Source organism: Streptomyces sp. CB02058, from assembly GCF_001905505.1.
In the GTDB taxonomy this organism is placed as follows: Bacteria; Actinomycetota; Actinomycetes; order Streptomycetales; family Streptomycetaceae; genus Streptomyces.
Map to the genome: position 1 here is coordinate 72,771 of NZ_LIPG01000008.1, position 20,270 is coordinate 93,040.

19 protein-coding genes and 1 tRNA gene are annotated in these 20,270 nt (G+C 70.7%); 7 read left to right on the forward strand and 13 right to left on the reverse strand.

What is annotated here, in order from left to right; translation table 11 throughout:
• Positions 1 to 24 precede the first annotated feature (24 nt).
• On the forward strand, positions 25 to 492 hold the full coding sequence (locus AMK10_RS33635; RefSeq protein WP_073753079.1) for a roadblock/LC7 domain-containing protein: 468 nt from the start codon (positions 25 to 27) through the stop codon (positions 490 to 492).
• A 59-nt stretch (positions 493 to 551) separates the two neighbouring features.
• On the forward strand, positions 552 to 926 hold the full coding sequence (locus tag AMK10_RS33640) for a hypothetical protein (RefSeq protein WP_073753081.1): 375 nt from the start codon (positions 552 to 554) through the stop codon (positions 924 to 926).
• A 10-nt stretch (positions 927 to 936) separates the two neighbouring features.
• On the opposite strand, the gene AMK10_RS33645 is transcribed toward AMK10_RS33640, so the two are convergent.
• Positions 937 to 1,476: a hypothetical protein gene (locus AMK10_RS33645; RefSeq protein ID WP_079180977.1), complete on the reverse strand. Its 540-nt coding sequence runs from the start codon at positions 1,474 to 1,476 to the stop codon at positions 937 to 939.
• A gap of 128 nt (positions 1,477 to 1,604) precedes the next feature.
• A complete protein-coding gene (locus tag AMK10_RS33650; protein WP_073753084.1) occupies positions 1,605 to 2,453 on the reverse strand; it encodes a MurR/RpiR family transcriptional regulator in 849 nt (282 codons plus the stop codon).
• Between the two features lie 176 nt (positions 2,454 to 2,629).
• Between AMK10_RS33650 and AMK10_RS33655 the strand changes: the two genes are divergently transcribed.
• A complete protein-coding gene (locus tag AMK10_RS33655) occupies positions 2,630 to 3,211 on the forward strand; it encodes a thioredoxin domain-containing protein (protein WP_073753085.1) in 582 nt (193 codons plus the stop codon).
• Between the two features lie 47 nt (positions 3,212 to 3,258).
• Here the strand turns inward: AMK10_RS33655 and AMK10_RS33660 are convergent, their stop codons facing one another.
• Positions 3,259 to 4,062, reverse strand: a complete 804-nt coding sequence (locus AMK10_RS33660) for a maleylpyruvate isomerase family mycothiol-dependent enzyme (RefSeq protein ID WP_073753086.1) — start codon at positions 4,060 to 4,062, stop codon at positions 3,259 to 3,261.
• A gap of 127 nt (positions 4,063 to 4,189) precedes the next feature.
• On the opposite strand from AMK10_RS33660, the gene AMK10_RS33665 reads away from it, so the two are divergent.
• On the forward strand, positions 4,190 to 4,609 hold the full coding sequence (locus tag AMK10_RS33665) for a hypothetical protein (protein WP_073753087.1): 420 nt from the start codon (positions 4,190 to 4,192) through the stop codon (positions 4,607 to 4,609).
• Between the two features lie 312 nt (positions 4,610 to 4,921).
• On the opposite strand, the gene AMK10_RS33670 is transcribed toward AMK10_RS33665, so the two are convergent.
• A complete protein-coding gene (locus AMK10_RS33670) occupies positions 4,922 to 6,325 on the reverse strand; it encodes a cystathionine beta-synthase (RefSeq protein WP_073753088.1) in 1,404 nt (467 codons plus the stop codon).
• Positions 6,326 to 6,480: 155 nt separating this feature from the next.
• Here AMK10_RS33670 and AMK10_RS33675 point away from each other — a divergent pair, with 155 nt between their 5' ends.
• The 3 genes from AMK10_RS33675 (at position 6,481) to AMK10_RS33690 (ending at position 10,119) form a co-directional block, all read left to right on the forward strand.
• Positions 6,481 to 7,608, forward strand: coding sequence for an SGNH/GDSL hydrolase family protein (locus tag AMK10_RS33675; RefSeq protein ID WP_241839775.1), 1,128 nt, complete (start codon positions 6,481 to 6,483; stop codon positions 7,606 to 7,608).
• Positions 7,609 to 7,761: 153 nt separating this feature from the next.
• Positions 7,762 to 8,982, forward strand: coding sequence for an acetyl-CoA C-acetyltransferase (locus tag AMK10_RS33685; RefSeq protein ID WP_073753089.1), 1,221 nt, complete (start codon positions 7,762 to 7,764; stop codon positions 8,980 to 8,982).
• A 282-nt stretch (positions 8,983 to 9,264) separates the two neighbouring features.
• A complete protein-coding gene (locus AMK10_RS33690; RefSeq protein WP_198959851.1) occupies positions 9,265 to 10,119 on the forward strand; it encodes a hypothetical protein in 855 nt (284 codons plus the stop codon).
• Here the strand turns inward: AMK10_RS33690 and AMK10_RS33695 are convergent.
• From AMK10_RS33695 to AMK10_RS33735, 9 genes are all read right to left on the reverse strand, one after another.
• On the reverse strand, positions 10,116 to 10,445 hold the full coding sequence (locus tag AMK10_RS33695) for a hypothetical protein (protein WP_073753091.1): 330 nt from the start codon (positions 10,443 to 10,445) through the stop codon (positions 10,116 to 10,118). The two genes, AMK10_RS33690 and AMK10_RS33695, sit on opposite strands and share 4 nt — an antisense overlap.
• 123 nt (positions 10,446 to 10,568) lie before the next feature.
• The gene (locus tag AMK10_RS33700; protein WP_073753092.1) at positions 10,569 to 11,456 is read right to left on the reverse strand and encodes a Bax inhibitor-1/YccA family protein; all 888 of its coding nucleotides are present in this window, start codon (positions 11,454 to 11,456) and stop codon (positions 10,569 to 10,571) included.
• A 355-nt stretch (positions 11,457 to 11,811) separates the two neighbouring features.
• Positions 11,812 to 11,895 (reverse strand) — tRNA-Leu (locus tag AMK10_RS33705).
• Between the two features lie 250 nt (positions 11,896 to 12,145).
• Entirely contained in the window at positions 12,146 to 14,551 is a 2,406-nt protein-coding gene (locus AMK10_RS33710; RefSeq protein WP_073753093.1) for a glycoside hydrolase family 2 protein, read from the reverse strand.
• Positions 14,548 to 15,441: an ATP-binding cassette domain-containing protein gene (locus AMK10_RS33715; protein WP_073753536.1), complete on the reverse strand. Its 894-nt coding sequence runs from the start codon at positions 15,439 to 15,441 to the stop codon at positions 14,548 to 14,550. The genes AMK10_RS33710 and AMK10_RS33715 overlap by 4 nt, the downstream gene beginning before the upstream one ends.
• Entirely contained in the window at positions 15,441 to 16,385 is a 945-nt protein-coding gene (locus AMK10_RS33720) for an ABC transporter ATP-binding protein (RefSeq protein ID WP_073753094.1), read from the reverse strand. Before AMK10_RS33720 ends, AMK10_RS33715 begins: the two co-directional genes overlap by 1 nt.
• A 4-nt stretch (positions 16,386 to 16,389) precedes the next feature.
• Positions 16,390 to 17,295, reverse strand: a complete 906-nt coding sequence (locus tag AMK10_RS33725) for an ABC transporter permease (protein ID WP_073753096.1) — start codon at positions 17,293 to 17,295, stop codon at positions 16,390 to 16,392.
• A complete protein-coding gene (locus AMK10_RS33730; RefSeq protein ID WP_073753098.1) occupies positions 17,292 to 18,287 on the reverse strand; it encodes an ABC transporter permease in 996 nt (331 codons plus the stop codon). Before AMK10_RS33730 ends, AMK10_RS33725 begins: the two co-directional genes overlap by 4 nt.
• An 87-nt stretch (positions 18,288 to 18,374) precedes the next feature.
• The gene (locus tag AMK10_RS33735) at positions 18,375 to 20,108 is read right to left on the reverse strand and encodes an ABC transporter substrate-binding protein (protein ID WP_073753100.1); all 1,734 of its coding nucleotides are present in this window, start codon (positions 20,106 to 20,108) and stop codon (positions 18,375 to 18,377) included.
• Positions 20,109 to 20,270: the final 162 nt, after the last annotated feature.

The following is a 20,270-nucleotide window of genomic DNA, read 5'->3' on the forward strand; positions in this document are numbered from 1 at the left end:
CAGCGTGCCGGGAGGAGACAGCTGATGGTGCCCGAGGCCGAGGTGCAGGACGTCCTCGACGAGCTCCAGCGGTTACGCGCCCGCGTACCCCTCCTGACCGGCGCGCTGGCCGCCAGCACCGACGGCCTGATCGTCGCCCAGGACACCCCTGGCATAGAGGCCGAGGGCGTCGCCGCCCTGACGGCCGCGGCACTCGGCGTCTCGATCCGGATGACCGACGCCACCGGACGCGGCGGCTTCCGCGAACTCCTGATCCGCGGCGAGAACGGCTACATCGCCACCTACGCCGCGGGCTCCTCCGCCGTCCTGACCCTGCTCGCCGAGGACCGCATCAACGTCGGCCGCCTCCATCTGGAAGGCCGCAGGGCCGGCGCGCGCATCGGCGAAGTGGTCGACGCCGCACAGGAACACACCGACCGGCCGGCACCTCCCTCGCGACCGCAGCAGACCGGGGGCCTGCCCCGCCGCACCACCACACCCGATCTCACGTGACACCCGTACGCCAGAAACGGACCGGCCAACGGGCCGGCCAGGGAAAGGAATCGAGCACTATGGCCAACACCGAAGCGTCACTGAAGGAAGCGATGTCGTCGATCGAGGGCACCCTCGGTGTCGCTCTCGTCGACTACACGAGCGGCATGGCCCTGGGCACCCTCGGCGGCGGCAAGGAGTTCAACCTGGAGGTCGCGGCGGCCGGCAACACGGACGTCGTGCGCGCCAAGCTCCGCACCATGGAGCACCTGGGGATCAAGGACGAGATCGAGGACATCCTGATCACGCTGGGCACCCAGTTCCACCTGATCCGGCTGCTCAAGACCCGTGGAAGCAACGGCCTGTTCCTCTACCTCGTGCTGGACGGCGGCAGGGCCAATCTCGCGATGGCCCGCCACCAGCTGCGGAAGATCGAGGCGTCCCTGGAGGTCTGACCCCCCGTCCTCACCGGCGGCGACGCCGCGCCCCTCCGGGTGCGGCGTCCCCCGCCATGGGCCCGGTCGTCCGGTAGCCCTTCACCCGGCTGCCCGCGGGCCGCCCGCGCTCCACCCAGTCGGTGCGCACCCAGTACAGGACGTCCTCCCGCCGCTCCCGCTGTCCGATCCGTACGGACTTCAGCCAGAGCCCGGCGCCCGCACCGGCCAGCAGGAGCCCCCCGGCCCCCGGCAGCACGGCAGCGCTCGCCACCGCCACGAGGAACGCCCCGGCGAGCGGCCAGCGGTATCCGCGCCGCCAGTTCCGCACGGTCACGTCCCGGTCCTGGAGGAAGTCGCTCCGCCCCGCCCGGGTGGCCCCCCTGGCGAGCTCCGCGTACCTCCCCGTACGCGAGAACGCCACGACGGCCAGGGCCACCAGGAACAGCGCGGCACCGGCCGTCAGCCCGATCCGCCGCCCGGTCAGTCCCGGTACGAACGCCCCGACGGCCGCCGCGAGCAGCCCCGGCCACCACAGCGGCGAGGCCCCGGCCCGTACGATCACGGCCACCCTCGCCAACGACTGCGCTCCGCGCCCCACGTCCGTACCCCTCTCCCGCAGCTCCCTGTGCACCTTCTGGGCGCGGAGATTAACGGGCACAGATGAGCGACGTCTGAGAATCGGCGGAAGCGGGCCCGTCACTCGACGAACAGCCCCCGCGCCGCGGCCCTCGCGTCGAACTCCTCCAGCCGTGCCTGCGCGTCGGGCAGCCCGTCGCACATGGCCTCCAGCAGCACCCGCCCCAGCAGCATCGGCGCGCACGCGGTGTCGAAGGCCAGCCCGGTCCCCACCGCGGCCGGGATCAGCAGATCGCTGTGGGCGGCCACCGGGGCGAACGCGGAGTCGGCCACGGTCACGACGGTCAGTCCCTGCGCCCGCGCGTACGCCAGCGCGTCCACGGCCTCACGCGGATACCGCGGCAGCGCGAAGCACAGCAGCACGCTCGCGCCCGCGCTCCGCGCGGCGTCGATCCGGTCGTGCAGCATGCTGCCGCCCTCGTCGAGCACCCGCACATCGGGGTGCACCTTGGCGGCGAAGTAGCCGAACCCCCTGGCCTGCGAGGACGCGGCCCTCAGCCCGAGCACGAGCAGCGGCCCGGACGCGGCGAGCAGCCGCCCCGCGCGCTCCACCGGGGCCGGGTCGGCGAGCAGCTCGGACAGCTGCCGCAGGTTCTCGATCTCGGCCCGCACCGCCTGCTGGTACTCGTTGAAGGACTCCTCCGTCCCCGTGCCGCTCTCCGCTCCGGCCGGTGCGACCTCCCTCAGGTGCTTGCGCAGGGCCGGATAGCCGTCGAACCCGAGCGCCACGGCGAAGCGGGTGACGGACGGCTGGCTGACCCCTGCCAGCTCGGCCAGCTCCACACTCGACAGGAACGGGGCGTCCGCGGCCCGTCGCACCATGGAGTGCGCGATCCGCCGCTGGGTGGGCGTGAGCCGCTGCCCCTCGAAGAGCCGCTGCAACCGCGCAGCCGGGCTGCTCCCGCTCATGCTGTCCCCTCCAGAAACTCCGCCGCGCCGGTCCGGCACCCGAGAAATCCATTCAGCCAGCAAGCAGTCTGCATGTCCATATACAGACCGGTCGCCTGCACGTCCACGGTCCCGGCCGGGCCGCCGTGCCGGCGGCTCGCATTGCGGGACCGCTCTCCCCTGCCGACCCTTGGAGCATGATCCCAGCCAATACGAGAGGGCCCGGCGGCATCGTCGTCCGCTACGGGGACGACGACGCCGCACATGTGCTGAGCGTCTACGCCGATCTGCGCTGCCCCTACTGCAAACGCATGGAGCTGGACCTCGGGGCCGTGATGGAGCGGGCCGCCGACGAGGGCCGTTTCGCGGTGGACCACCATTTCGGCACGTTCATCGACGACAACGCGGGCGGCAGCGGGTCCCTGGAGGCGCTGGCGGCGCTGGGAGCCGCGGTGGACGTGGGCCAGAAGCCGTTCATGCACTATCTGCGGGCCCTGTACGCCGATCAGCCCAGCGAGGACGTCGACGCCTTCGCCGACCGGGACAACCTGCTGCGGCTGGCCGGCGAGGTCGAGGCGCTGCGCTCCGACTCCTTCCGGCAGAAGGTCATGGAGCGCACCTATCTGCCCTGGGCGGCGCAGGTGTCGGCGGCGTTCGCGACGAGCGGTGTCCGGTCCACCCCGACGGTACTGATCGACAGCACCCCGGTCGCCGTCATCAACAGCCTGGGTTACGCCGTCACGCCCGAGGCGTTCCTCGCCGAGGTCACTCCCCCCTGACGCCGGGCCCCTCCGTCGCCGGGGCCCCGTGACGGCGGCGCACCGCGTCAGAACACGACGCGAGCCGCCAGCAGCGCCGCCCCGGCCTCGGGGTCCCCCTCCAGCTCCAGGCGCCCTCGCGTCGGCCGGCCGGACAGGTGCCGGGCGAAGTCGACCGCGTCCGCGCGGAGGGTGGCGGCCGGGGCGGCGATGCCCAGCAGGTAGTGCCCGCCCGCCGGACCGCGGAGGTCCAGTTCCGCCGAGGGCCCCGTCCAGGAGAGGGCCAGGTCCAGCACCACCTGGCTCACGATCTCCCGGTCGTGCCCGTCGAGGACCGGTTCGGCGCCCGTGGCGTCCCCCAGGTCCACCCGGTGCATCCAGGTGTCGCGGACCAGCAGGACGTTGCCGAGGTAGTCCATCGAGTCGTCGGGCAGTGCCCTCGCCTCCGGGTAGAGCAGGCTGAGGCGGACCTTGCGGCGGGCAGGGGCGGGCATGCGGCGCAGGGCGATGAGTCCCTGCGGTGCGAAGTGCGCGAGGGCGCCGATCAGTTCGGGCCCGGGGACGGCCTTGCGGTCCTCGATCTGGACCTCGTTGTGCCCGTCGAGCGGGCCGAGCCCCGGATGGGTCCGCGCCGCCTGCCGGACACGGCGCACGGCGACCCAGGGACGCGGCAGCTCCTCGAACTGGCCGACGGTGTGGGCGAGCATGTCCCGGACCGTCCAGCCGTCGCAGACCGTGGGGCGCCGCCAGTCCTCGTCGGAGAGCTCGCGGAAGGTGGACAGGGTCGCCCGCAGCTCCGCCTCGTTGACCCTGCGGGCCCGCGTCCCCGTCGTACGGGGGATGGTGCGGGCGGACGACGTCGTGGTGGCCATGGGACGCCTCCCGTCTCCGGCATCAACGCTACGCCGAGGGGGCACGGGGCGCCCTGCCCGAAGGAGGGCGCAAACCGGGGGGCTAACCCCACTGACCCGGGGACGTCGGCTTCGTAACGTACTGGGTATGGAAGCCCGTGACCCTGAGCTCAAGCGAGAGCTCGACGCCACCCTCCAGGCCCGTGCCGAGCTGGGGCCCGAATACGAGGCCGCGCTCATCGACTCGTTCCTGGAGAAGGTCGAGCAGCGGCTCGACGGAACGGTCGACCGGCGGATGCGACGCGGTCTCGCCGAGCAGCAGATGGCCGCCGCACGGGGCGCCGCACGGCAGACGAGGCCGTTCGGGGTCTTCGCCGAGCGCTACGGCTTCGGGATCGTGTCGCTGGTGCTGGCGATCCCGCTGTCCGCCATCGGCGTCGCGAACGCCGGGATCGAGGGGCTCGTCGTGGCCTGGCTGGGAATCTTCGGGGTGAACGCCGTTCACGCCGCCCGCACGTGGCACTGGGCCCGGGCAGGGAAGCGGTATCCGTCCGACTGGGAGGACTGAGGAACCCGGCGGCGCGAGCGACAGGGGCCGCGTGCCCGCGGGCACGAATAATCGCGGGGACCGCCGCACCCCCGGTTGCCCAGGGGGCGGGACGACGGCGGTCCCCGCGAGGGACGCGGTCCCGGGTCAGGGCCGGGTGTCGCGTCCGGGCGACGGTGGAGGTCCGGGAGCCGCTCCGTAGTCCGTGTCGCCGTATGTGGTGCCGGCGGGTTTCCCTGCCGACACCCATTACTCTGCCGGAGCCGTGTTAAGCCGGTGCTGCGCGTACGTGTCGCGCTCGTACCGATTTCGCGAACCCCGGAAACCTGCCCGCTACGGCTTGGGCGCGGAGCCCTTCGCGAGGAAGGCCAGCAGGTCCTGCCTGCTCACGACACCCGTCGGCTTGCCCTCGACGAGGACGATCGCCGCATCGGCACCGTCCGCACCACTGAGCACGGCCATCAGGTCCTCGACGGGCTCACCGGAGCCGACCTGCGGCAGCGGCGCCGACATGTGCTTCTCCAGCGGGTCGGAGAGCGTGGCCCGCTGGGTGAACAGCGCGTCAAGGAGCTGGCGCTCCACGACGGAGCCGATGACCTCGGCGGCCATCACGTCCGGGTGACCCGCGCCGGGCTTCACGATCGGCATCTGGGAGACGCCGTACTCCCGGAGCACGTCGATGGCCTCGCCGACCGTCTCCTCCGGGTGCATGTGGACGAGCGAGGGCAGCGGGCCGTCCTTGAAGTCGAGCACCGCGCCGACCCTGGCCGAGGGGCCGGTGTCCTCCAGGAAGCCGTAGTCGGCCATCCACTCGTCGTTGAAGATCTTGCTCATGTAACCGCGGCCGCTGTCCGGCAGCAGGACGACCACCACGTCATCGGGACCCAGGCGCTCGGCGACCTCCAGGGCCGCGACGACCGCCATGCCGCAGGAGCCGCCGACGAGCAGCCCCTCCTCCTTGGCGAGACGGCGGGTCATCTGGAAGGAGTCCTTGTCGGAGACCGCGACGATCTCGTCCGTGACCGTGCGGTCGTAGGCGCTCGGCCAGAAGTCCTCGCCGACGCCCTCCACGAGATACGGCCGTCCCGAACCGCCGGAGTAGACGGAGCCCTCCGGGTCCGCGCCGACGACCTGCACCCGGTTGTCGCTGATCTCCTTGAGATAGCGGCCCGTGCCGGTGATCGTGCCGCCGGTGCCGACGCCCGCGACGAAGTGGGTGATCCGCCCGTCCGTCTGCTCCCAGAGCTCCGGGCCGGTGGTCTCGTAGTGCGAGCGCGGGTTGTTCGGGTTGGAGTACTGGTCGGGCTTCCAGGCTCCCGGGGTCTCACGGACCAGCCGGTCGGAGACGTTGTAGTAGGAGTCCGGGTGCTCGGGATCGACGGCCGTCGGGCAGACCACGACCTCGGCGCCGTACGCGCGCAGGACGTTGATCTTGTCCGTGGACACCTTGTCGGGGCAGACGAAGACGCACTTGTAGCCCTTCTGCTGGGCGACGATGGCCAGGCCGACTCCCGTGTTGCCACTGGTCGGCTCGACGATCGTGCCGCCGGGCTTCAGCTCGCCGCTCTGCTCGGCAGCCTCGATCATGCGCAGCGCGATGCGGTCCTTCACCGACCCGCCGGGGTTGAAGTACTCGACCTTGGCCAGGACCGTCGCCTGAATGCCTGCCGACACATTGCGCAGCCTCACCAGCGGGGTGTTGCCGACAAGACTGATCATCGAATCGTGGAATTGCACCGTGTACTCCGGGATCTCCGAGATGGTCCGCCAAGAGTATGCGTACGGGCACGAGATTGGACGAAGCGATTGAGCTACGCCCTTGGCGGGGCAGGTAGTGCTGTGTACGGCTGTACGGCACGGAGGAGGTGGACCGGACTGTGTCGAGAGCGAGGGTGGCACGGCGGATCGCGGCGGGTGCGGCTTACGGGGGCGGCAGCGTAGGGCTGATCGGAGCGGCGACCGTCGGCCTGGTGCTGGCCGAGGTGCAGTTGGCGAAACGGCAGGTGGGCGGCGGAAAGGCGCCGGTCCCGCCGAGCGCCGACGGGCGTTACGGGGTGGCCTTCGCCGGCCCCTCCGATCCGCTGCGCTTCGTGATGCTGGGCGACTCGACGGCGGCGGGCCAGGGGGTGCGCAGGGCCGGCCAGACCCCGGGCGCCCTGCTGGCGTCCGGGCTGGCGGCGGTGGCCGAGCGGCCGGTGGATCTGCGGAACGTGGCGCTGCCGGGCGCCCGGTCGGACGACCTGGACCGCCAGGTGTCGCTGGTGCTGGCCGACCCTTCGGGGGTGCCGGACGTCTGCGCGATCATGATCGGTGCGAACGACGTGACCCACCGGATGCCCGCCACGCAGTCGGTGCGCTGTCTGAGCACGGCCGTGCGACGGCTGCGCACGGCCGGCGCGGAAGTGGTGGTGGGGACCTGCCCCGACCTGGGCACGATCGAGCCGGTCTACCAGCCGTTGCGCTGGCTGGCCCGGCGGGTGAGCCGGCAGCTGGCGGCGGCGCAGACGATCGGCGCGGTGGAGCAGGGCGGTCGGACGGTCTCGCTGGGTGACCTGCTCGGCCCGGAGTTCGAGGCGAATCCCCGCGAGCTCTTCGGCCCGGACAACTACCACCCCTCGGCCGAGGGGTACGCGACCGCCTCGATGGCGATGCTGCCGACGCTCTGCGCCGCACTCGGACTGTGGCCGGAATCCGACCATCTGGACAGCTCGCGGCGCGAGGGCATGCTGCCGGTGGCCAAGGCGGCGTCCAGGGCCGCGCGCGAGGCGGGCACCGAGGTCACGGGGGCCAGGGCTCCCTGGGCCCTGCTCAAGCACCGCAGGCGCCGGCGCCTCCCGGCCCACACGGAGCCGGTGCCGCACGAGAACAAGGACAAGGACACGGGTGCCGGCACGAGCACGGGGCCGGACCCGGGCGCGGGCCCGGTCAAGGAGAGCGGCACGGAACCGGGCACCGCCCCGGGCAGGAACGGCCGGCCGATGCCGGGCCGCGGCTCGGGAGCGACCTGGCGCCGGGCCTGAGCACCGCCCGGCCGGGAACATTGCGGGCGACTGAGCGGTTGCTTAGAAAAGAGGTCCGCATCACATCGTCTGTTGGGTGACCTCAGCTATACGTCCGGGTAACTTCCAAGGCAGCCCAGCCTTCCTGCCTTCCAGCCCTCATGGAGCCGCGTGATGCCCGAAGCCGTGATCGTCTCTGCTGCCCGTTCGCCGATCGGCCGGGCCTTCAAGGGGTCCCTCAAGGACCTGCGCGCGGACGACCTGACCGCGACCATCATTCAGACCGCGCTGGCCAAGGTCCCCGAGCTGGACCCGAAGGACATCGACGACCTGATGCTCGGCTGCGGCCTCCCCGGCGGCGAGCAGGGCAACAACCTGGGCCGCATCATCGCCGTGCAGATGGGGATGGACCACCTCCCCGGATGTACGGTCACCCGCTACTGCTCCTCCTCGCTGCAGACCAGCCGTATGGCGCTGCACGCCATCAAGGCGGGCGAGGGGGACGTCTTCATCTCCGCCGGCGTCGAGATGGTGTCCCGCTTCGCGAAGGGCAACTCCGACAGCCTGCCGGACACCCGCAACCCGTTCTTCGCCGAGGCCGAGGCCCGCACCGCGGCCCGCGCCGAGCAGACCGGCACCAGCTGGAGCGACCCGCGCGAGGAGGGCCTGGTCCCCGACGCGTACATCGCGATGGGCCAGACCGCCGAGAACCTGGCCCGGATCAAGGGCGTCACCCGCCAGGACATGGACGAGTTCGGCGTCCGGTCGCAGAACCTCGCCGAGGAAGCCATCAAGAACGGCTTCTGGGAGCGCGAGATCACCCCCGTGACGACGCCGGACGGCACGGTCGTCTCGAAGGACGACGGCCCGCGCGCGGGCGTCACCCTGGAGGGCGTGCAGGGCCTGAAGCCGGTGTTCCGCCCCGACGGACTCGTCACCGCGGCCAACTGCTGCCCGCTCAACGACGGCGCCGCCGCCCTCGTGATCATGTCCGACACCAAGGCCCGCGAGCTGGGCCTGACCCCGCTGGCCCGCATCGTCTCCACGGGCGTCTCCGGCCTCTCCCCCGAGATCATGGGCTACGGCCCGGTCGAGGCCAGCAAGCAGGCGCTCACGCGCGCCGGGCTGACCATCGGCGACATCGACCTCGCCGAGATCAACGAGGCCTTCGCCGCCCAGGTCATCCCCTCCTACCGGGACCTCGGCCTGCCGCTGGACAAGGTCAACGTCAACGGCGGCGCGATCGCCGTCGGCCACCCCTTCGGCATGACCGGCGCGCGCATCACCGGCACGCTGATCAACAGCCTGCAGTTCCACGACAAGCAGTTCGGTCTGGAGACCATGTGCGTGGGCGGCGGACAGGGCATGGCCATGGTGATCGAGCGCCTGAGCTGAGCCCTCGTACAGCCGTCGCGGACCCTAGGGCGGTTTCCGGCCAGGTTCCGCACTCCCGCGCCGGGGACCGCTTGAACCCGGCCGAGCCGCGATCGTGACCGAATCTCCCCCAGGATGTGATCTGCGTCCCGGGGGAGAGTCGTTTCTGCAGGTCACACCCGTCACAGGGATAAACACAGAGCCCAAAGACCTGTCCAATTCGTGACGTAATGCACTGACAGGACGCACCAGTACAGGACAAGCTGATGTAGGAAGTCGGGGGTGTCGATTGAAACCGGGAGTATGTCAGTGAGCGCCATGCCGTTTGCCCTGTTGCTGACCACCGCCGCTGCCACGGCTGTCGGCGCCGCCGCTCTGCACGCTGCTCACGGGCTGCGCAAGCAGGTCAGCGCCCTGCGCACGGAGCTGGCGGAGGGCCGGACCCTCCGCGCGACCGTCCCCGAACAGCAGGACCGCAGCTCCACCACGCCCGTCGAGGAGATACGCGCGGCGGTCGCCGAAGCACTCGCCGAGGAGCGGGAGCGGGAGCTCGCCGAGGCTCGCGCCTTCTGGGCCGCCCAGGAAGCCCGCGACGCCGCCGACGCCCCGTCCCTGCTGGGCGGGCTCGGCGATGACGCCCCGTTCTTCATGCCCCGCCAGAGCGATTTCGCGGGCCTGGAGGCGATGGACCTCGAAGCGGGCGACGCCCTCGACGAACTGGTCGAGCTGGCCGAACTCACCGACCTGCCCGAGGTCGCCGAGTACGCGGAGTTCGCCGAGGACTCCCCGGAGCTGGCCGCGGCCCGTCGCCGCCACCCCTCGCACCCGGACTTCGTCCCCGTGCAGACACCGGTCGTCACCGACCATGAGCGTACCGTGAACCGCCTGGAGCGGCTCGCCGACACCGGTACGGAGCTCACGGACGTGCGGCCCGGCCCGCTCGGGACGCTCGACGTGTACGTCTTCGCCGACGGCACGACGCTCTGTATGACCCCCGGCCACCGGGAGACCGCCGAGCGTCTCGCCGAGTCGCTGCGCTCCGGCCAGCAGCCGGTACTGCTGGGCGGTTCCGGCGTCTCCGGTGCCTACGCGCTGACCTTCTCGTGCGGCGACGAGAACGTCTACATCCTCGCCGACCGCGTCATCGCCTCGTTCTAGCGCGGCCCGGGTGCGAACGCACGCGCCGCCGCCTCCTCGACACACCGCACGGCCTCGTCCAGCTCCTGGGACGAGGCCGTTTCCAGTGCCACGGCCAGATCCCGGCCCGCGACGGCCAGCTGGTCACCGACCGCGAACATCCCCGCGTCCGGCATCACCCGCGGCTCCCGTCCGGGCGACTCGGCGCGCTGGGCACGGGCGGACAGCTCCCTGGCCGCGGCCAGGGCCTCCGCGGCCGTGCCGCGCTGGAGCCGGCTCTGCGGGGCGCTGCGCACCCGGTCGGCGAATCGGTCCACGGCGGTGATCAGAGGGGTCGTATCGAGCACGCCGTGACCCTACGCGCCCCCGCAGGACGGTTGCCAACGCGCCCCGGGGTCACCCTTCCCGCAACGACGGAACGGCCCGCAGGCGAACCTGCGGGCCGTTCCGTCGTCGTCCACCTACAGGGGTCAGTCGTCCCCGTTGAGGATGGAGAGCAGACGCAGCATCTCCAGGTAGATCCACACGAGGGTCATGGTGAGGCCGAAGGCCGCCAGCCATGCCTCCTCGCGCGGGGCGCCGTAGTTGATGCCGTCCTCGACCTGCTTGAAGTCCAGGGCGAGGAAGCACGCGCCCAGGATGATGCCGATCACGCCGAAGAGGATGCCGAGGCCGCCGCTGCGGAAGCCCAGGCCGTCACCGCCACCGAAGACGCTGAACAGCAGGTTGACCATCATCAGGAGCACGAAGCCCATGGCCGCGGCCATCACGAAGCCGTAGAAACGGCGGGTGACGCGGATCCAGCGCATCTTGTACGCGATGAGGACACCGGCGAAGACACACATGGTGCCCATGACCGCCTGCATCACCGTGCCGGGGCTGATGTAGGTGCTGACCGTGCTGGAGATCACTCCGAGGAAGACACCCTCGAAGGCCGCGTAGGCCAGGATCAGCGCGGGCGAGGCCTTGCGCTTGAAGGACTGGATGATCGCGAAGACGAACGCCACCAGGGCCGCGCCGATGGCGATGCCGTAGGACTTGCCGAGATTGGCCTCGTCGACCGGCAGCAGGGCCCAGGACAGCGCGGCGGTGAGCACCACGGTGCCCAGCGTCATCGCCGTACGCGTGACGACGTCGTCGATCGTCATCGCGCCGGAGCGCGCCGGCGCCTGCGGGGCGCCGTACTGGGTGTCCTGCTGGGCGTAGGGGTTCGTGGCGTACGGGTTGGCGGCGGCGCCCTGGGCGTACGGGTTGGCACCCGCTGCCGGGGCCCCGGCCTGCGGCGCCGCGTTGAAGCCCGCGTAGCCGTTGTCGCGGCTGAACCCCCGTCGCGAGAAGACCGGGTTGCTGCTCCTCATTTCACTCCTCCATGGCCACCGTGCGTGGCCTTGCCACAAGAGTAATGGGTAGGCAAAACAATGACCCTAGTGCCAGAGGAGGATCTTTGAGGAGTTGACGACTGAAGTACTCAGCGGCCCCCTCGGCCCGCGCCGCACCGGCGGCCCACGGCGCCGCACGGACCGGCACCCGCGCCCCTCGGGCCGCCCTCGGCTCCGGCCGGACCGGTGACTGCGTTCGGGTGCGGCCTTCTCACGCTCTGCGACGTACGCCGCGCACGGCAGCGGGGAGGCGGTGCTCCCGCCGTGCGCCCAGTGCCCGGACCGCGGGCTGCGAAGTCAGCCTTTCGTGCAGCTCAACCCGTGCAGAGTTGAGTGCCCGGAGCCGGACTCGAACCGGCACGCCCCCGAGGAGGCAGCGAGGTTTAAGCTCGCCGTGTCTGCATTCCACCACCCGGGCGTGGGCGCGCGGCTCCGCGTTGGCACAAGACCCTATCCGGGGGCGTCCCTCGAACAGCGGAACACCCGCTCGATGTTGTCTTATTTTATTGACCGTTTGAGTGTCCGTCAGACACTTCGCACCGCATCAGCACACGCCCGGACCTTCCGAGCAGGACGAACCCCGGCAAACGGGAATGACGGAAACTCGCCGCACTCGCACGGCCCATACGCCAGGGGCCCGCGCCACCGTTCGCCAGGGTTCCGCCACCTCAGGTGCGGGCGGTGTCGTTGACGCACCTCAGCACCGGGCGCGTCCCCAGTGCCTCCGGGTCCTTCAGCACCGCGCCCGTGACATGGAACACGGCGCTCTCGCCGGGCAGCAGGGTGACGAGCATGTCGTCCACCTCGGCCGCCGGGTCGAGCCGGTCGGGGAAGAGGGCGAGGTCCCTCAGGAGGGTCCGTGCCGTCACGGTCACCCGGTATCCGATACCCGACTCGTCACCCTGGGTCACGGAGACGTCGTACCGGGCGGGTGGCAGCGCGAGGCGGGTGTCCTCCTCGTAGAACTCGACCGCACGCAGCTCGCCCAGCTCCGCCACGAGCACCTCACGGGTGCTGTCTCCGGGCTCGGCGACCGCGGCCGGCAGGGGGACGCGGGAGACGTCGCGGGGCGCCGTGCTCACCGTCACCTCCTCCTGGGCCAGGACCGTGCCGTCCAGCGAGCGCCGGGTCAGCCGCAGCACGCCCTCCCAGAGGCGGGGGGAGTCGTTGACCAGGTGCAGGGCTCCGTCCCGTACGGCCATCAGGCGGTCGGCGTACACCGCGCGCAGGGCGTACCAGAGGGGCTTGCGGCGGCCGTCCCCGTCCACCGCGGCCCAGGACACGACCGGCCAGCAGTCGTTGAGCTGCCACACGATCGAGCCCATGCAGTACGGGGTGTGCGAGCGGAAGTGGCGGATGCCGAAGGCCACCGCGCGGGCCTGGTTCAGCTGGGTGAGCCAGTGCCAGTCGTCGAAGGAGGTGGGCTGCGGAAGATGGTCGCCCAGGCCGCGCAGCAGCTTGGCGTCGCCGTCCTCCGCCTTCTGGTGGTGGGCGATCAGCGGGGCGCCCAGGCCGAGCGGACCGCTGACGGCCCGGCGCAGGGTGGCGTACGCGGGCGGGCCCTGGAAGCCGAACTCGGCCACGAAGCGGTGGGCGGTGTCGGCGTAGTGGGTGTAGTCGACGCGGTTCCAGACATCCCAGAGGTGCACCGTGCCCCGGGCGGGGTCCTGCGGGGGCAGCTCCGGGGAGCCCGAGTAGGGCGAGCCCGGCCAGTAGGGACGGGTGGGATCGGTCTCGGCGCACAGGGCGGGCAGCAGCTCGTGGTAGTACGCGTGCCCCCAGGTGCGGCCCTCCAGCTTCTCCTGCCAGCCCCAGTCGGCGTGGCCCTCCAGGTTCTCGTTGTTCCCGCACCACAGCACCAGTGAGGGGTGCGGGGCGAGCCGGACGAGGTTCTCGCGCGCCTCGGCGGCCACCTCGTCGTACAGCGGCTGCTCCTCCGGATAGGCCGAGCAGGCGAACGGGAAGTCCTGCCAGACCAGCAGCCCCTTCTCGTCGGCCAGCTCGTAGAAGTCGTCGCTCTCGTAGAGGCCGCCGCCCCAGACGCGGATGAGGTTCACACCCGCCGCGACCGCCTGGTCGAAACGGTCGGAGATCCGCTGCCGGGTGACCCGCGCGGGGAAGCAGTCGTCGGGGATCCAGTTCACCCCGCGCACGAAGACGGGCTCGTCGTTCACCGAGACGCGGAACGCCTCGTGCTCCAGGGCGACGCCCCGGAAACCCGTCCTGCCGCTCCACGCCTCGTCGCCGAGGCGGACGGTGACGTCGTACAGCGGCTGCTCGCCGTGGCTGTGCGGCCACCAGCGCTCCGCGACGGGGACGGAGAGCGTGACCTCTCCGCGGGACCCTCCGGCCGGGACACTGAACACGGCCCGTTCGCCGGCCACCTCCACCGTCGCCTCCAGAGGGCCGTCGCCGGACCGTTCGACGTCGAGGGTGAGGGCCAGGCGCGGCACCCCGTCCCCGTCGAGGTCGGCGAGGACCTTCACCTCGGCGATCCTCGGGCCGCTCCAGGACTCCAGGGCGACGGGCCGCCAGATGCCCGAGGTGACCAGGGTCGGGCCCCAGTCCCAGCCGAAGTTGCATGCCATCTTGCGGATGAAGGCGTACGGCTCGGAGTAGGCGCCCGGCCGGTCGCCGAGCTTGTCGCGCAGTGCCTCGGCGTAGGCGTACGGCGCGGTGAAGCGTACGGCGAGGGTGTTGGAGCCCTCGCGCAGCAGCTCCCTGACGGGGAAGCGGTAGGCGCGGTGCTGGTTGGCGGTGCTGCCCACCTCGGTGCCGTTGAGCAGGACCGTGGCGACGGTGTCGAGGCCGTCGAAGCAGAGAGCGGCGGACTCGTGCCCGTCGTCGGACCAGTCGAAGGCGGTGCTGTACGTCCAGTCGGTGCGGCCGATCCAGCCGAGCCGGTTCTCGTTGTCGTCCAGATACGGGTCGTCGATCAGCCCGGCGGCCAGCAGGTCCGTGTGCACGCAGCCGGGGACGGCCGCGGCGACGCCGCCCGTGGGGAGCCCCACCGGTACGGGGCCGTCGGCGGTGAGCGTCCAGCCCTCGTGCAGGGGCAGGTGGCGAGAGGTCACGCGGAGGTCCTTCCGCAGTCGGGGAGTTGGGCGCAGGCGACGAAGTGGTCCGGTTCCGTCTCGTGCAGATCGGAGTCCTGTGCGCCTCCCTCGTGGTAGGCGCAGGACTCGACGGGTTCGGCGGACGTCCAGGGCTGGTTCAGCCGGGGCACCGCGGCCAGGAGCGTGCGGGTGTAGGGGTGGAGCGGGTTGCCGAAGACCTTCTGCGTATCGCCGCGTTCGACGACCCGGCCGTTCCTGAGCACCACCGTCCTCTCGGCGAGATAGGTGCCGAGGGAGAGGTCGTGGGTGATGTAGAGGACGCCGAGACCCCGCTCCTTGAGGCCCGCGAGAAGGTTGAGCACGTCGATGCGGGTGGAGGCGTCGAGCATGCTGGTGATCTCGTCGGCGACCAGGAAACGCAGGTCGAGCAGGAGCGCCCTGGCGATCAGCAGGCGCTGGAGCTGGCCGCCGCTGAGCTGGTGCGGATAGCGGCCGAGCACCTGCCCGGGGTCCAGGCGTACGTCCCGTACGGCCTTCTCCACGCGGTCGGCCCACTCCTTGTCGGAGACGCCCGGGTGGTAGGCGCGGCGGACGAGGGCGAAGACTCGGTCGGCCTTGAAGACGGGGTTGTAGCAGCTGAAGGGGTCCTGGAAGACGCCCTGGACACGGCGGTAGAAGTCCTTGCCGGGACGGACCTGTTCGCCGTCGAGGGTGAGGCTGCCGGAGCTGACCTGGGTGAGGCCGAGCACCATGCGGCCGATGGTGGACTTGCCGCTGCCGCTCTCTCCGATGAGGGAGACCAGCTCGCCCGGTGCGGCGGAGAAGGACACCCGGTCGACGGCGGTGGTGGAGCCGCCGCCGAAGGCACCGGCCCGGAAGGTCTTGGTGACACGGTCGAGGGTCAGCATCAGGCCGCCTTCCAGCATGCGACGGTGTGGCGCGGGGCTACCTCGACGACCGGGGGCTCCTCGGCACACCCGCTGTCGGCGAGCGGGCAGCGGGCGCGGAAGCGGCAGCCGGCGGGAGGGTTCAGCAGGGAGGGCGGGGAGCCCTCGATGCCGCTGAGCGGCTTGTCCTTGAAGCGGGCGCCGACCTGGGGCAGCGAGCCGATCAGCATCTTGGTGTACGGGTGGCGGGGCGCGGTGGTCAGCGTCTTCGTGGGCGCCTTCTCGGCGAGCTTGCCCGCGTACATCACCATGATCGAGTCGGCGATGTGCGAGGTCAGCCCGAGGTCGTGGGTCACGAAGATCATGCTGGTGACCAGGCCCTTGTCGCGGAGCCCGGTGAGCGCGCCCACGACGGCCTGCTGGTTGGAGACGTCCAGCGCCGACGTGACCTCGTCGGCGATGAGCACGGACGGGTCGAGCAGCGTGGAGATCACCATGACGGCGCGCTGCTTCATGCCCCCGGACAGCTCGATGGGATAGCGCTCCAGGACCTCGGGTTCGAGGCCGACCAGCGCGAGCCTGCGGTGCAGTTCGTCCGTGTCCACGGTGACACCGCGCGAGGCGAGGAGCTCGCGGATCATGCGGCCGATGCGCCGGGTCGGGTTGAGCGCGCTCATCGAGTACTGGGGGACGAGCGAGATCTTGTGGAAGCGGTAGGCGTTCATGGCCCGGTCGTCGGACAGCGGCAGTTCGTCGCCGTCCAGGGTCACGGTGCCGCCCACGTGCCGCATCCGCCCGTCGAGACGGATGAGGGACTTGCCCAGGGTGGTCTTGCCGCAGCCGGACTCGCCGGCCAGGCCCAGGATCTCGCCGTCCGCCAGGTCGAAGCCGACGCCGTCCAGGGCCCGGACCTCGCCACGCAGCGTGCGGTAGTGGACCCGCAGATCGTTGACGGTCAGGGTCATGTGCTCAGGACTCCCTCAGCTTCGGGTTGAAGACCTCGTCGAGGCCCACGTTGGCGACGTAGAGCGCGCCGACGATCGCGGTGATCCCGGCGCCCGGCGGAATGAACCACCACCACATGCCGAGTTGGAGCGCGCTCCACTGCTGGGCGCTCTGGAGCATCAGGCCGAGCGAGACGCCCTCGGTCGGGCCGAGCCCGATGAAGTCCAGCGAGGAGGCGATGAGGATGGACCCGCCGAAGAGGAGGATGAACATCATGAAGAGGTACGAGCTCATGTTGGGCGCGATCTCGCGGAAGACGATCCGCCAGGTGCCGCTCCCGCTGAGCCGGGCCAGATCCACGAACTCCCGGGTGCGCAGCGAGAACGTCTGCGCGCGGATGGCCCGCGCCGCCCAGGGCCACGAGGTCAGTCCGATGAACAGGCCCTGCACGGCCACGCTGCGCACGCCCATGTAGGCGTTGATGATCAGCAGGACGGCGAGGGCGGGGATCACGAGGACGACGTTGGTGAGCATGTTGAGGATCTCGTCGGTGACTCCGCCCCGGTAGCCGGCGAGGAAGCCGACCACCATGGCGATCACGGCGGCGATGGCCCCGCCGACGACGCCCACCAGGAAGGTGGCGCGCAGCCCGTGCACGAACTGGGCGTACACGTCCTGGCCGAAGGTGGTGGTGCCCATCCAGTACGTGCCGTCGGGCGCGGCGGCCTGCGGGCCCACGTACTCGTTGGGGTTGCCGCTGTCGAGCAGCATCGGGCCGATGACGCCGACGGCGAGCAGGACGGCGACGAGGGTCACGCCGATGATCAACTTGGGGTTGCGCACCGCGTAGTGCAGCGACTCGCGGCCGGGCTTGGCGACGGGCGCGTCGGCGGACGGGGCCTCGGGTGCCGGGTCGGGCAGTGTGCTCATGACGTGCCTCCTGCCATGCCCGTACGGGTGCGGGGGTCGACGATGACGTACACGATGTCGATGAGGAAGTTGGCGATCAGTACGCCGATGACGATGAAGAGGAACGCGCCCTGGAGCAGGAAGAAGTCCTGGTTCTGGATCGCGGCCAGGATCAGTGAGCCGAGCCCCGGGTAGGCGAAGACGATCTCGGTGACGAGCGCTCCGGCGACGAGCACCCCGAGCTGGAGCGCCAGCCCGGTGACCTGGGGCAGTACGGCGTTGCGGAACGCGTAGCGGCGGATCAGCCGCTGGGGTGCGCCGAGGGCCGACAGATAGGCGGAGTAGTCCGACTCCAGCTCGTAGATGATCATGTTGCGCATGCCGATGGCCCAGCCGCCGAGCGCGACCAGGAAGAGGGAGAGGAACGGCAGCACCCAGTGGTGCAGCGCGTCCACCGCGAAGTCGGCGCTCCAGCCGGGCTGGATGTCCAGGCTGTAGCCCCCGGATATGGGGAACCAGCCGGCCTTGGCGCCCAGCGCCCAGGCGAGGATGACGGCGATCCACATGTACGGCATGGCGGTGAGCAGATACCCGGCCGGCAGCACGGTGTTGTCCAGGACCTTGCGGCGGGCGGACAGCGCACCGATCCAGTTGCCCACGAACCAGCTGAGCAGGACGGCCGGGATCATCAGCCCGAGCGTGTACGGGAGCGCGTCGAGCAGGACGTCGCCGACGGGCGTGGGGAAGACGAAGATCGAGATGCCGAAGTCGCCCTGGAGGAGTGCCCCCCAGAAGTGGAGGTACTGCTGCCACAGCGGCTCGTCGAAGCCGAACAGGTTGTTGTAGTACGTGCGCATCGCCTCGGCGGCCTCCGGCTGCGAGACCCGGGCGCGGGCGACCATGGCGGAGACCGGGTCTCCGGGCATGAAGCGCGGGATCATCCAGTTGACGGTGACGGCGACGACGAAGGTCAGTGCGTAGATGAGAAGTTTGCGGGCGAAGTAGCGGCGCAAGGGTGCTCCCCTGGTGGAGAGCCCCGCCGTGCGCACACGGTCAGGTGTGGGCGCACGGCGGGGCGGTCATGGACGGCGGCTTCCGCGCTACTTGGCGGGCTTCAGCTGGGTGAGCGTCTCGAAGCCGCCCATCTCCAGCCAGTTGCGCCACAGGGCGGGTGCCGTCTTGGGAGCACCGTCGGCGTCCGACGGCCAGTTCGTCCAGGTACCGGTGGTGGACTGCGACCAGAGGCCGTTGTACCAGAGCGGGATGATGGGCATCTCGGTCAGCTGGATGTCCTGGATCTTCGACACGGCGGCCTTCATGCCCGCGGCGTCGTCGGTCTTCACCCCGCCGAGCTCCTGCACCAGCTTCCAGGCTTCTTCGTTCTCGTACCGGCCGAAGTTGACCGTGTTCTGCTGCTTCTGGACGGGCATCTGGAACATGTAGTCGTAGTACGTCCAGGGGGTGTTCGACAGCTGGCGCTCGTTGTTGATGACGAGGTCGAAGTCGCCCTTGCCGCGCTGCTCGTTCAGGGCGTTCTGGTCGGGGAACTCGGTGCTGAGCTTGATGCCCGCCTCCTTGGCCCCGGCGGCGATGACCTTGGCGGCCTCCATCCAGTCCGTCCAGCCGGAGGGCACGGCCAGCTTCAGGCTGAGGGCGGAGCCGTCCTTGTTCTCGACGAAGCCGTCGCCGTCCTTGTCCTTGTAACCGGCGTCCGCGAGCTCCTTCTTCGCCGCGGCGGCGTCGTGCGTGAAGCCCTTCTCCGCGATGAGGGCCTTGTCCTCGTACTGCTCCCACTGCGGCAGCAGCCCGGTCGGGGAGGCCGGCTTGACGAGGTCGCCGTACACACCCTTCACGATCTTGGAGGTGTCGACGGAAGCGGCCAGCGCCCTGCGGAAGGCGGCGTCGTCCATCGGCTTCTTGGTGGTGTTGGGCACCAGCCAGGCGGTGTTGGCCGAGAGCATGTAGGGGGCCTCGTCGTAGTACGAGACGACCTTCTTGCTCTTGACCAGCGAGGAGGCTCCGGGCAGGAAGTTGTTGCTGAGGTCCAGCTGGCCCTGACCCAGCTGACCGATGACCACTTCGTTGCTCGGGTTGGAGACGTCGACGATGTAGCGGGGGGCGGGCGTCATGCTGAGCGCCTTGGTGCCCCACCAGTCGTCGCGCCGCTCCCAGACGACCCGGTCCTGGGACTTGCTCTTGAGCTTGTACGCCCCGGTGCCGACCGGCTTGTCGTTGACGCCGTTGAGGACGTCCTCGTCGGAGCGGGTGCTCCAGATGTGCTCGGGGACGACCGGCTGGCCGTAGAGGGTGTAGTCCCACTCCTGGTAGCGGGCCTCCTTGAAGGTGAAGCGGACCGTGCTGTCGTCCACCGCCTTCGCGTCGGACAGCCAGCTCCACAGCGAGTGGAAGGAGGCGGCCTCGATCTTGCCCAGGCCGTAGGAGTACGCCACGTCCTTCGCGGTCAGCGGCTTGCCGTCGGCCCAGGTGATGCCGGAGCGCAGCTTCACCTCGTACGTCTTGTCGTCGGTCCAGCTGCCCGACTCCGCGAGCCAGGGCGTCAGCTTGCCCTCGTTGGGGTCGAAGTGGAACAGCGTCTCGTAGACCAGGCCCTTGGTGCCGGTCGCGTGGTCCCAGTTGCGCAGCGGGTTGTAGTTGGCCGGAGGCCCCCACTGGGTGCCGGTGGTGTAGAGCGTCTCATTGCGCGGAAGCGAGCCGCCCTTGCCGACCGGGCCGCCGGAGCCGCCCGTCCCCGAACCGCCTCCCGTGCACGCGGTCGCGGCGAGTGTGAACACGGCGAGTGCGGTGGTGACCCGCAGCCGGGTACGCGTACCCATAGCCCCTCCTTTTCCCCCGCCGTCCCTGCCGAGCGGAGTTACTGAACCGGGTAAGTGCCGTGAAGGTATGGGGGCCCAGTAGCGGTGTCAATAGAGCGGGAGCGCTCCCATTCGAGTTTTTTCAGGGGTGTTGGAAGAGGTCTGGACCGCGCCGGGGAAGAC